This is a genomic window from Aeromicrobium sp. IC_218 (assembly GCF_004336805.1).
Classification (GTDB): domain Bacteria; phylum Actinomycetota; class Actinomycetes; order Propionibacteriales; family Nocardioidaceae; genus Aeromicrobium.
The window spans coordinates 16,701-29,111 of record NZ_SJXM01000007.1 but is presented as its reverse complement, the minus strand read 5'-3'; the positions used below and the strand labels follow the sequence as shown (position 1 = coordinate 29,111).

Sequence of the window (12,411 nt, the reverse complement as noted above, 5' to 3'; positions counted from 1 at the left end):
CGGTGGTCGGTGACGTTGCATGGAAGGATGGCCCCGGCCGAACGACGGACAGGAGAGACGTGAGCGAGAAGCTGCGACTCATGCACGTGCACGCCCACCCGGACGACGAGTCCAGCAAGGGCGCTGCGTCGACCGCGAGGTACGTCGCCGAGGGGGTGGACGTCCACGTCGCCACCTGCACCGGCGGCGAGCGCGGATCGATCCTCAACCCCTCGTTCCAGCACCCGGGGCTGGAGGACAACCCCGAGCTGATCACCGAGATCCGTCGCGACGAGATGGCGCGTGCCCGTGACATCCTCGGCATCAAGCAGGACTGGCTCGGCTTCGTCGACTCCGGCTGGCCCGAGGGCGACCCGAAGCCGCCGCTGCCCGAGGGCTGCTTCGCGCTGGTGCCGATCGAGGAGGCCGCCGCGCCCCTGGTGAAGCTGATCCGCTCGTTCCGTCCGCACGTCCTGACGACGTACGACGAGAACGGCGGCTACCCGCACCCCGACCACATCAAGTGCCACGAGATCAGCGTGTACGCCTTCGAGGCGGCCGCCGACCCCGAGCGCTACCCCGACCTGGGCGAGGCGTGGCAGGTGCAGAAGCTCTACTACCACGTGGGCTGGAGCGTGGCCCGGCACGAGGCGATCTCCAAGGCGCTGGACGAGCACGGCCTGGAGAACCCGTACAAGGAGCGCGCGAGCTGGCTCGACCCCGAGCGCGACAAGCGGATGACCACGCGGGTCGAGTGCGCCGAGTACTTCCACGTGCGCGACGAGGCGCTCATCGCCCACGCCACGCAGATCGACCCGGACGGATTCTGGTTCGCCGTGCCGCGCGAGATCCAGGCCGAGGTGTGGCCGACCGAGGACTTCGAGCTGGTGAAGTCGTTCGTCGACACGACCGTCCCCGAGGACGACCTCTTCGCCGGCCTGCGCTGACCTCCCTGAGCCTGTGCGGTCCGTTCCCTGAGCCTGTCGAAGGGACGTCTCGACGAGCTCGACGAGCGGGGTGCCGACGTCCCTGCGCGGCCGGGTCCGTGACCGGGCCGCGTAGGCTGGAGGCATGCGCACGTACGTCCTGCTGGCCCAGTCCGGCTCCCGTCCCAACATCGACCCCGACATCGTCAAGCCGGGGTGGGGCGCGCTCGGCCTGGTCGTGCTGCTCGGCATCGTGCTCGCCCTGCTGCTGTGGAACTTCACCAAGCAGCTGAAGAAGGTCGACTTCGTCGAGGAGCCCGACCCGCGCGCCGACCGCACCGCGTCCGCGGACGTGGCGGACGAGCGCGACGAGCCGCGCTCGGGCGCCTGAGCTACGCCCGCACGCGGTAGACGTACCGGTCGCCGATGACGGCGACCACGGCGTAGTCGCGGTCGAGCACGATCTGCGCCGCGGCGGCGTCGACGCCCCAGGTCCGCAGGGTCGGGCCGCTCACCAGCACCCAGGTCGGACGCTCGCGCTCGAGCACGCCGCGCAGCTCGTCCAGGCGGGGGTCGCGGACGCGCACCGGCAGGCTCCAGAGGTGCTCGTACGGACTCGTGAGCCCGGCCTCGCGCAGCAGCGCGGGGTTGCCGAACGCGGTGACCGCGGTGTCCTCCGGACCGGCGTTCTCGTGCAGGTATGTCACGAGCCGGTCGTCGTCCGTGGGCGCCTGCGCCGTCGCCAGCGACGGCACCAGCGCGACGAGCGCCGAGGCGGCCGTGCCGGTCACCGCGAGACGCACCAGCCGGCTCGGACGCGGTGACCGCTCGAGCGTCGCGGCCAGCAGCAGGGCGAGCCCGGGCACGGTGCCCACGAGGTAGTGCCGCCAGTAGCTGCCGCCCCCCGCGACGACGACCAGCTCGGTCACCAGCACGGCCAGGGCCAGGACGAGCGGGAGCGACGGACGCCGCACGGCCCCGCGGCGGGGGAGCAGGCACGCGACGGCCACGACCGCGGCGCCGCTGGCGACGAAGGCCAGCACCAGCCCGGCCGCCCGGGCGTCCGTCGCGCTCGTCGACGACGTCTGGATGACGCGTCCGGCATCGATCCGGAAGAGCACGGTGGCGTCCCAGAGATCGAGCGGTCCGGTGCCACGTGACGCGGCCCAGCCGAGCACCAGTCCCAGCGTGACGACAGCGCCGGCGGCGCCCGCGGCGAGCAGCCGGAGGGCCTCGCGCGGACGGCGCCGGGCGACCCAGACGGCGGCGACCAGCGCGGCCACGACGACCTCGACGACGGACTGCTTGATCGTGACCGCGCAGGCGGCGAGCACGCCCGCCGCCGCCCACGCGAGCGCGTCCGAGCGGGCGGGTCCGGTGCCGGCGACCAGCGCGAGCAGCCCGGCCAGGACGAACGGCATCGCGAGCAGCTCGCCGTTGACGTCCTGCGCGCCGTGCAGCGGGGTGGACGCCAGCGCGGCCACGACGACGGCGACGAGCACGGGCGCGGAGGGCCGCCCGGGGGCCACGAGGGCCGCCACCCGTCCGGCCAGCAGCACCGAGACGAGCACTGCCGCGGCGCCCAGGAGGCGCAGCGGCACGCTGCCCCCGAGCGCGTCGGCGACGGCGAAGATGCCCATCAGCAGCGGCGGACGGTCGACCCAGTAGTCGCCGTAGAGCGACGAGCCGGGTGCCCACTGGGCCGCGACCATGAGGAACCCGCCCTCGTCGGGCGAGAGCGGCGCGTCCAGGCGGGGCAGGCGGACGAGCACGGCCAGGAGGCCGATGCCGAGGACGAGCGGGCCGGACCGCAGGGACCGCACGCCGGTCCGCAGGCGGCCCGTCCCCGGCGGCGTGCGCTGCAGCATGGACGTGACCGTAGGCCGGCCACGTGGACCGCACGCGACGTCCGGTCGACGCCCGGGCGAACGTCAGGCAGGGCCTGCGTGACGCGTCCGCGCCGGCCCCCTGGACACTCCCGGACGCCCGTCCTACGCTGAAAATTCCCGGAGATCGCAGCAGGTACGACGGTGACGCGCTCGCCGTCCCCCATCCCGAAGCAGCACCCACTCCGCGCGGCACGCCCACCGTCACGGTCGGCCCCGCCGCGCCCCAGCGGACTCGCCTCGTCGCGCTCGACGCCCAGCCGCGCCGCCCCCTCGGACCCGTCCGGAGCCGGAGGGCTCATGTTCCTCGAACGCAGGACCCGATCACGCCACGCCACCATGATCCTCGTCGTCGCGACGTCCGTCGTCACGATCCTGGGATCCACCGTCACCGCCGCGTCGGCCCGGGACGACCAGGACCAGCGCAGCCGCTTCGGCGGGCCGCGCTTCACAGCCCCGCGGGTCGACACCTCGCAGGTGGACGCACCACGGACACCGAGCTGGGACACGTCCCCGGCGGTCGAGCGGCGGGTCGAGGAGATCCTCGCCCGGATGACCACTGAGGAGAAGGCGGACCTCGCGACCGGCCAGCTCAACAACAACTACGGCTTCTACAACAACCCGATCGAGCGGCTCGGCATCCCGGCGCAGACCATGGCCGACGGCCCGGTCGGCGTCCGCGTCGCCAACCCGACCATCGACCAGCGGTCCACCCAGCTGCCGTCCGCGTCGAGCCTGGCCGCGTCCTTCGACCTGCGCCTGGCCGACGCCTTCGGCGACGTGCTGGGGCGCGAGGCGTTCCGCACGGGCCACAACTTCGAGCTCGCCCCGTCGGCCGACGTCGCCCGCACGCCGCTGTGGGGCCGGGCCTTCGAGGGGTTCGGCGAGGACCCGCTGCTCATCGGGTCGATGGCCGCCCAGGTCATCCGCGGCATCCAGGCCAGCCCGGTCTCGGCGTCGCTCAAGCACCCGTTCGCGTACAACCAGGAGACCGACCGCTTCAACGTCGACGCCCAGGTCGACGAGCGCGCGCTGCAGGAGATCTACTCCCGGCCGTTCGGCATCGCGATCCGGCAGGGACGTCCGGGGTCGGCGATGTGCTCGTTCAACCGGGTCAACGGCGTCTACGCCTGCGAGAACCCGCTGATGACCCGGATCCTCAAGGAGCAGTTCGGGCTGCGCGGCTTCATCATGAGCGACTACAACGCCACCCCGAGCACGGTCGAGGCGGCCAACGCCGGCCTGGACCAGGAGCAGCCCGGCGACCAGGGGCCGGGGTCGGCCAACTTCGGCGAGCGCCTCGTCGCCGCCGTGGCGGCCGGGCAGGTCAGCATGGCCCGGCTCGACGACATGGCGCGGCGCATCCTGCGCCCGATGATCGGCCTGGGGCTGTTCGACCGGCTGCCCCAGCTGCGACCGATCCAGGTCGAGCGGGACGCCCGGGTCGCCCGGGACGTCGCCGCCAACGGCATGGTGCTGCTGAAGAACGAGCGCGACGTGCTGCCGCTGTCGCGTCGTGACCGGTCGATCGCGGTGATCGGCCCGGACGCCGACAACACATCCGCCCAGGGCGGCGGCTCGGCCACCGTCTCGCGTCCGACCCGTTCGGTGTCGCCGCTGCAGGGGATCGAGGAGCGGGCCGGCTCGCGGGCCGACGTGACGTACTCGGCCGGGACGGACGGCATCTCCGAGGGCGACCTGCTGCCCGGTGCCGCGCCGGTGCCGTCGTCGGTGCTGACGCCGGCGGACGGTGACGGGAACGGCCTGTCCGCGAGCTACTGGAGCAACACGACCTTCTCCGGCGACCCGCACCTGACCCAGGTCGACCCGAACGTGAACGTGAACTTCGGGTTCCAGAACTTCCCGGGGTTCAACGTCGCGTCGCCGAAGATCCCGACGGCGCGCGGCGACTTCGCGCTCCTGGGCGACCTGTCCGCGCGGTGGACGGGCACGCTGACCGCGCCGGAGACCGCGACGTACCGGCTCGGGCTCACCGCCCGGGGTGACGCGCGGCTCTTCCTGGACGGCGAGCTGCTGGTCGAGCACACCGGCGACCTGTCGTCGGTCGGCCGGCGGGTCAGGCTACGGGAGGGCGAGCCGCACGAGGTGCGGATCGAGTACAGCGCGCCGGCACTGAACTCGTACCAGGGCGGCCAGGTGCGGCTGTTCTGGCAGCACCCTGAGGACGTCCTGTCGCCCGCCATGGCCGAGGCCGTGGAGACGGCTCGTGACGCCGACACCGCCGTGGTCGTCGTCCGCGACTACGAGACCGAGGGCTACGACCGGCCCGACCTGGCCCTGCCGAAGGAGCAGGAGCAGCTCATCCGCCACGTGGCCCGGGCCAACCCCCGGACCGTCGTGGTGGTCGAGACCGGCGCGGTCACCCGGACGGAGCCGTGGTCGGCTCGGACGCGGGCCATCGTCCAGGCCTGGTACCCCGGCCAGGAGCAGGGCCGGGCCATCGCCGACGTGCTCTGGGGCGACGTCAACCCGTCGGGCAAGCTGCCGGCGACGCTGCCGCGCAACGAGCGGCAGGTGCCGGGCACGCCGCCGGGGGTGGCTCGCTTCCGTGAGTCGATCTTCGTCGGGTACCGCGGGTTCCTCGAGGACCGGGTGCGGCCCAGCTACCCGTTCGGGTTCGGCCTGTCGTACACGCGGTTCGCGTACCGGAACCTGCGCGTCTCGTCGGGCGACGGGCGCGGTGGGCGGGTGACCGCCACGTTCACCGTCCGCAACACCGGACGGCGGACCGGCTCGGAGGTCGCGCAGGTCTACGTCGGGCGGCTGCCCGGAGACGTGCGCACGCCGCCGCGGCAGCTCGCCGGGTTCGCCAAGGTGCGGCTCGCGCCCGGGCAGTCGCGCCGGGTCACGGTGCGCATCCCGAAGGAGGCGCTGTCGTACTGGGACACCGACGAGGACGCCTGGGTGACGCCGTCCGGCCGGACGCGGATCCTCGTGGGCCCGTCGTCGGCGACCGTCGCGCTGGGCGGCTCGGTGCGAGTCCGCTGAGCCGACGGCACGGCAGCGGCCCGGCCCCGTCGTCCGGGCCGCTGCCCGTCCGCACCGGACGTCTCGCGCGGCGTCGGGCCGCGGAAATCCTCGTAGAGGCCGTGGGACCCAACCCGCAGGGGCGTGGGCGCCTTCCAATCACGGCGTGAGCTGCCAATAGTTGCCGTCGGGACTGTTCGCTAGACGAAGTCGCGGTCGCTTCGCAGGGTCGGTGTCTCCCCGGAGGACCTGCAGGATGTCGTAGAGAACCGGTGCGGCGGCGGCGTAGTAGCCATGGCCCAACCATGAGACGTCAACGTCGGTGGCTTCGATGGTGTGCACGCCGGGCACGACGGTGATTGGAGGCGTGAACCCTGCTCGGGGGCTGTTCCACACTAACCGGTGCGACAGGGCGAGCGCCTTGTCCGCCTCGGACACGTACATCGTGGTGCTAAGAGACAGCAACGGATATACGTTGGCGAGTTGCTTGAAGGTGTCGACGTTTATGTCCGGGGCGGCGAGGATTATTGCCCCCAACTTGACGCCCTTTGCCTGAAACAGCGGTGCGACCGACTCCAGTGTGCGGGCCACCAAACGGTTCCCCATCGAGTGGACAATGAAGTTGACCCGGGTCAGGCTCGTCTTTGTTAGCAACGTGTCGAGGAACTGGGTCAGCGCAGGCTTACTGTTCTCGACGTTGTCAGCATCGTGCGGATACATGCGCCACTTGGCGGCAGAAGGCCAACTGAACAGCGCAGTTACGCCGGACACCCGGAGGTCGAACCCTATCTGGGCTGCTCGTATGGCGGCGGCTTCGAAAGTGGTGTTGTAACCGTGTACAAACACGGTTGCGGTTCGGTCACCCTCATTGACTCCGTCGATGGCAGAGTCGATGGAAGCGGCGAAGTCGTCCGCCGAGTCGACGGGATCGATGCTTTCCAGGCGTAGACGTCCGCTACCAAGCCGACGCACGAGCCGGTCCCACAGGGGTGTCTCGATCTCGCCGAATCGATGCGACTGCGGGATCGATACCAAGCACTGTCCGTAGTAGACCTCACCGGTCTTGGACGGACGGTTGGCGAATCCTCTCCGAGGATCCCCTTGGATCGGTGCGCGGTCGGTGCCATACCAGATTCTCGTCACCCCGTCGGTGTCGTCGGACTCAGGCACGTCGTCAAGCTCGAACCGCTGCGCCACGCGTATCGGGCCGGCAGAGTGAACAAGGCTCCCGCCGATTTCGTCCCGGACGGTGGCGGCCCCTGACGACGGCGGGGGGACTTCGCGTTCGTGCCAGGCCGCGGCCGGGGCGGCTAGGGCACGTATGGTCTCGCCGAAAACCCCCAGCTTTGTAGCGTCCAGCGTGCTGCCCGCAAGCTGGGCAATGGCGAGGTCGCCGAGGGCGGTTTGGGTGCTATTGAGGTCCTCGATGGCGGACCAAGTTGCTTGGGCGCGGCGTGCGAGCTGGCCGGAGTCGTAGTCGGCTTGCTCTGCCAAGTCACGGCCGGCCTGTTGGAGACGTCGAGCGTCGAATGCTGCGGAGCCCGCGGCGCCGAGCAGACCTTCAAAGAGGCCGACCTCTGTGACCCGACTCGACGGGGAGTCGGCGTTCGAACGTGGATTGAACGCGGCGAGAGTGATGAGGCAGTGGTCGAGCCAGCGCACTGATTCGCTCTCTGCCGTTAGAGTTGACGGTTCGTGATCGCCCCAAAGCACGTCGATGGCGTAGCCGACCTGCACGGCAGGTGTGGTCGCGGCGGCCAGGGCACCAGAACGCAGCAAGTAGCTGGCGGTGATTGCACCTGCTCGTGCGGTGGCGAGGAACAGGTCGACTACGTTGTCGTGGGTGCTGAACCCGGCACGTTCCAAGTCGATCGTTAAGGCATCACGTTCTCTCCTGCGCGTGGCTGCCTTGCGCAGAGCCGAGGGCCACCTAGTCGCCATATCGCTCCCGTTCGCGGTCAATTTCTGAAGCTGGACCAGTGTGACGTCTCAGAGCGACACCGCCGCTCAGAGAATATCTAGCAGAGTCCGGGACTGCCCGGGGGAAAACGGCGGACGGTCGTGTTCAGCTGGCTGATCCAGCATCAGCTCCAATTCCAGCTATCAACGATGTCTCGGCAACGTCAGTCAACTGATTGCGTCATAGGCGCGTTTGCATCCCGCGCCATGCCGCCTAATGAGGCCGATGGCGGTCGTCGCTTCGACTGGGGGAGCAGATCGCTAATGCTCGACGTTTCGCGTCGCGGCGCGACGAGCGCGTCGAATGCTGCCTCGGCCAGGGCGATCCTCCTTTCCTCCTGCGCCAGGAGCTGGTCGAGGCGCCAGTGTTTGGGGTGGGTCATTACCGGGACAGGCACCGAAGTCCAGTCCTTGAGGTGCTGGTAGCCCCTGGATTTACCTCAGCCGTAGCGCGTTATCGCGTCGTACGCGTCGAGGAAGACGTGGCGTGGGTCGGTGTCGGCGCCCACACCCCGGTGGCCAGTGCATCGATCTCACACGGCCTTCGGCTTGGGCAGTACAGCGTTGGAGGCGAGGCGCTGGGAGCGGATGAAGCGGCGCAGGTCACCGGCGGTGGTGTAAGGGGCGTCGGCCAATCTTGATGAACTCCCGCCCGGTGCCGATCTGGCGCCACCAGCGCACGGTGTTGCCTGGGGTCATCAGGATCGTCGCGATGTCGTCGAGCGTGAGCAACTCGTCGTCCTGCCGCTCGTGAAAGGGGATGTTGTGCGTGCTGTCGTTCATGGTTCCTGCTGCTCAGGCAAACTCCGCAAGGACCGCGAGGCGACAGGTAGATGTGCGGGACTTTCCAACGGGGGCCGATTAGGCAAGATCGGGTATACCGTCGAGAGATGGATCCGGCATGTCTGCTCGAAATCGCTCGACGGCACCGTGGTCTCAAGCAGGCGGAGCTCGCCGCGAAGGCCGGTACGTTGCAGGCGGCGTTGTCGGCGTACGAGCGGGGTCTGAAGTCCCCGAGCCTCAAGGTCGCATATTGATCGACTGGGTCGAGCATCGGGTGCCCGGGGGGATCCGTCCTGGGTGTCGAATCTGCTCTGGAGCGTCGGCATGCAGGATTGCTTCGACTCTGAGGACCCCGACCTCATCAACGACGAAGCGCGTCTACGAGCAGCTGATCAGATGTGGGCTGCCGCAGCAGATGATCTGCCGTCCGGGCGATCGCGAACGCAACGGCTTGCACCAGGCTGCTCCAAATGACGGGCTGCGATGTTCAACCAGCCACTCTGAGCGTGAGGAGTGTCGGCTTCGCCACCTCATGCCACTTCCTCAGGGACGGCGGTGCGTTTGATCATGTCCAGGGTCTCGACGATGACCTCGACGTCGGCATCAGGGAAGAAGAAGTCCGGGCCGGTGGGGGCGTGGTCGGTGTAGGGAGACTCGAACAGGCGGCCCGGCTCCATGACGCCGTTCCGGGTGAGCTCATCGACGATGAGGTTCACGAAGCGCACCTGATCTGCGGAGAACCTGGTGCCGTCCAGGTAGTTCTCGAACGCTTCGATGGCTGCGGCGCGGTCGAGTCCGACGAGGCTGCGCACGAAGATGCCGAGGCCGTCACCCTGCTCGGTCGCCCAGGCGATGTCGACCTGCTGACCTCCGGAGTCGACGAGCATCTGCTCCAGCTCCGTCAGGTCTCCGGGCGTGAGCTGCTTGTTCCGACGCAGGCGCTGGAGGGCGAGGTTGTCGAGATGTTCGCGGAGGTAGACCTCGGCCTTGGCCCGGAAGCGCTCGAAATTGGTGCCAGGCGTGACGCGGGGGAGCACCACCTCGACTCCCTCGCCGATGGTGTCCTCGAAGTCGGTGTAGATCGGGTTGCGGGTCGTCTTCTCGATGAACCGCGCGAGACCACGGATGCGGACTCGGGCGAGCTCCAGCATCGGCAGGGTGACGTCGATCCACCACTCGTCACCGGCCACCGACTCCAGCAGGACCGCCTGTTCGGCGACGCTCGGGATCGCTGTCTTGCCGAGCAGCGCCGCGGCGATGTGCTGGACGGTCTCGCGCAACCGTTCGGCCAGCACAGCGTCGCCGTCGAGCTGGGCCAGCTGGCGGCGCAGGATGAGCAGGTCGAACCGCTTGGCGTCCTCGTCGTCGTCACGGGCGGACGACGGGAGTCCGGCCAGCGTGAGCAATCCCTCGGTGTCCTCCGGCACGATGCTGCCCCAGGCTTCCTGCGACGCGTACTTCTCGACCAGACGCCGATGCGGGCGGACGACGAAGTTGTCGAGGTTCATCCCCGCGACGACCGTGTGGAGGATCTCGACGGTGGATGACCGGAGGCCCGGTTCGGTGTCGCCGAGGGTCGTCACCAGGCCGAGGCGCGCCTCGAAGAGGCGCTGCGAGAGTGACTTCTGGGTCTGCCCCTGGGAGCCGGGGAGGTCCTGGCTGAAGTACTCGAGGTTGCCGCAGAAGTCGAAGACGAGGAAGTCCTGCTTGTCCTCGCCGGGTCCGTACAGGTCGGGGCTCAGACGGGTACCTCGTCCGATCATCTGCCAGAACTTCGACTTTGAGCGCACCATCTTGAAGAAGACAAGGTTGACGACCTCGGAGACGTCGATGCCGGTGTCGAGCATGTCGACGCTGATCGCGATGTGTGGCGCCTTGTCCTGGATCGAGAAGTCGTCGATCAGCGACTGGGCGTACGGCGTTCCGTGGGTGATGACGCGAGCGAAGTGGCCGGCGAACTCGGGGTAGGCGAGGTTGAAACGCTTCTCGATGAACTCGGCGTGCTGCTGGCTCTTGGCGAAGATGATCGTCTTGCCGAGCCGGTCACCGCCGGCGACCTTGTAGCCCTGCACCATCAGGGTCTCGAGCACCTTGTCGACGGTGTCCTCGTTGAACAGGAACCGGTTGACCTCCTCGGCGCCCACCTCGACGGGCGGACCGTCGTCACCCCAGTCGAGGGCGTCCCACTGGTCCTTCTCCTCGTCGGTGAGGTCGTCGTACTTGATGCCGGACCGCAAGAACTGGGTGCCGACGCTGACGCCCTTCGGCGGGACCAGGTAGCCGGCATCGACGGCCTCGGCGAGGGAGTAGTTGTCGGTCGGCACGCCGTCCTCGAGGTGGAACAGGCGGTAGGTGTTGTGGTCGACCTCGTCCTTCGGTGTCGCGGTCAGGCCGACGAGCATCGAGTCGAAGTAGTCGAAGATCGCGCCGTACTTGGCGTACACGGAGCGGTGGGCCTCGTCGATCACGATGAGGTCGAAGTAGCCGGGCCCGAACCGCCGCAGGCCGCCGTCGATCTCGTTGATGAGGTTCATCATCGTCGGGTACGTCGAGACGAAGACGCGACCCTCGAGCGCCTTCTCGGTCACGAGGTTGATGGTGGTCGAGCCGGGCAGGTGCTCCTTGAACGCGTTCGCCGCCTGGCGCACTAGGGCCTTGCGGTCGGCGAGGAACAGCACCCGCTTGGCCCAGTTGGCCTTCTGCAGCAGGTCGACGAGCGCGATGGTGGTGCGGGTCTTGCCGGACCCGGTCGCCATGACCAGGAGGGCCTCGCGCTGCTTGCGGTCGAAAGCGTCGCTCACCGCCTTGATCGCCCGGACCTGGTACGGGCGGCCGGCGATGTCGGTGTTCACCGGCTCGCCCGACAGCGGGAGCTTGGTACGGCGGCGCTGTACGAGCAGCTCCAACTCGTCGCGGGTGTAGAAGCCCTGGGTCTTTCGCGGCGGGTAGCCGCCGGAGTCGTCCCAGATCCGGTGCTCGTAGCCGTTGGTGTAGAAGATCACCGGGCGGCGACCGAACTGCTTTTCCAGGCAGTCGGCGTAGAGCTTGGCCTGCTGCTGACCGACTTCGGGGGACTTCGACGTGCGCTTCGCCTCGACCACGGCCAGCGGAAGACCATCGGCGCCCCACAGCACGTAGTCGACGAAGCCTCTGCCCTCAGGGTTCGGCATGCCGGTGACGGGGTACTCGCGGTCGCGCGCCTCGTCCAGCGTCCACCCCGCCTCGTGAAGAAGGACGTCGATGAAGAGGTCGCGGGCCGCGGTCTCGTCGTAGTCGCGGGTGTCCGGAGCGACGGCGGCCTGTGCCGCGGCGATCTGCGCCTTCAGATCGGCGATGTCGGCCTCGTGGGCAGCGAGCCGCTCGTCCTTCTCGGCCAGTGCTCGGGCGTGCGCCTCGTCCTGTGCCTTGAACCTCGCGGCCAGCCGAGCGAGCTCGTCGCGGGAAAGGGGGGCCGCCTTCGCGGCAAGTGCTGGATCGAACTGCGCCTGCAACGGCACGACGTCCGGCTGCGGCGAGTGGTGGTACGAGGTCCACACCACGACGTTGAACAGCTCGCGCAGCACGGCCAGCGACACGTCAGGCCGGATCTGCCTCTGTTCGTGGACGGCCGTGTTGGCGATGCGCCGGATCGCAGTCAGCTTCTGCGTGATGCCCTGCGGCACGCGGGCCTTGAACGCAGCGTCGTTGATTTTCGCCGCGAGGTCGTCGCGGTAGGGGAGGGGCAAAGAGAGGACGTCGTAGAGGTAGCCGACGAGCTCCTCGACCACCCGGCGACTGTAGAAGCATGCCGAGCGCGGGTCGGACGACAGATACGACTCGCCACGGGCGCAGTCGTCGTGCAGAGAGGGCAGCGTCCGGCGGACAAAGTCGAAGTTCCCCATGGTCGTCGA

The 12,411-nt window shown here is 69.1% G+C and carries 7 protein-coding genes; 3 read left to right on the top strand and 4 right to left on the bottom strand.

The window, feature by feature from the left end:
• Positions 1–59 precede the first annotated feature (59 nt).
• On the top strand, positions 60–926 hold the full coding sequence (gene mca, locus E0W78_RS09720; protein WP_131403749.1) for a mycothiol conjugate amidase Mca: 867 nt from the start codon (positions 60–62) through the stop codon (positions 924–926).
• A 124-nt stretch (positions 927–1,050) separates the two neighbouring features.
• Complete coding sequence (locus E0W78_RS09715) at positions 1,051–1,296, top strand: hypothetical protein (RefSeq protein ID WP_131403747.1); 246 nt, start codon at positions 1,051–1,053, stop codon at positions 1,294–1,296.
• Position 1,297: 1 nt separating this feature from the next.
• On the opposite strand, the gene E0W78_RS09710 is transcribed toward E0W78_RS09715, so the two are convergent.
• Complete coding sequence (locus tag E0W78_RS09710) at positions 1,298–2,773, bottom strand: hypothetical protein (protein WP_131403745.1); 1,476 nt, start codon at positions 2,771–2,773, stop codon at positions 1,298–1,300.
• Between the two features lie 357 nt (positions 2,774–3,130).
• Between E0W78_RS09710 and E0W78_RS09705 the strand changes: the two genes are divergently transcribed.
• Positions 3,131–5,800 carry a glycoside hydrolase family 3 C-terminal domain-containing protein gene (locus tag E0W78_RS09705; RefSeq protein ID WP_165570459.1) on the top strand — a complete coding sequence of 890 codons (2,670 nt, stop codon included), beginning with the start codon at positions 3,131–3,133 and terminating at the stop codon, positions 5,798–5,800.
• Between the two features lie 138 nt (positions 5,801–5,938).
• On the opposite strand, the gene E0W78_RS09700 is transcribed toward E0W78_RS09705, so the two are convergent.
• The 3 genes from E0W78_RS09700 to E0W78_RS09680 form a co-directional block, all read right to left on the bottom strand.
• Positions 5,939–7,645 carry an alpha/beta hydrolase gene (locus tag E0W78_RS09700; protein WP_165570458.1) on the bottom strand — a complete coding sequence of 569 codons (1,707 nt, stop codon included), beginning with the start codon at positions 7,643–7,645 and terminating at the stop codon, positions 5,939–5,941.
• 696 nt (positions 7,646–8,341) lie between these two features.
• The gene (locus tag E0W78_RS09690; RefSeq protein WP_242686301.1) at positions 8,342–8,521 is read right to left on the bottom strand and encodes a DNA-binding protein; all 180 of its coding nucleotides are present in this window, start codon (positions 8,519–8,521) and stop codon (positions 8,342–8,344) included.
• Between the two features lie 530 nt (positions 8,522–9,051).
• On the bottom strand, positions 9,052–12,402 hold the full coding sequence (locus tag E0W78_RS09680) for a DEAD/DEAH box helicase family protein (protein WP_131403739.1): 3,351 nt from the start codon (positions 12,400–12,402) through the stop codon (positions 9,052–9,054).
• Between the last annotated feature and the right edge of the window lie 9 nt (positions 12,403–12,411).

Bases quoted from the DNA above. Each gene is read 5' to 3' on its own strand.
- E0W78_RS09715 (WP_131403747.1), top strand. From the start codon at position 1,051: ATGCGCACGTACGTCCTGCTGGCCCAGTCCGGCTCCCGTCCCAACATC.
- E0W78_RS09705 (WP_165570459.1), top strand. From the start codon at position 3,131: ATGATCCTCGTCGTCGCGACGTCCGTCGTCACGATCCTGGGATCCACC.
- E0W78_RS09710 (WP_131403745.1), bottom strand. From the start codon at position 2,773: ATGCTGCAGCGCACGCCGCCGGGGACGGGCCGCCTGCGGACCGGCGTG.
- E0W78_RS09690 (WP_242686301.1), bottom strand. From the start codon at position 8,521: ATGAACGACAGCACGCACAACATCCCCTTTCACGAGCGGCAGGACGAC.
- E0W78_RS09680 (WP_131403739.1), bottom strand. From the start codon at position 12,402: ATGGGGAACTTCGACTTTGTCCGCCGGACGCTGCCCTCTCTGCACGAC.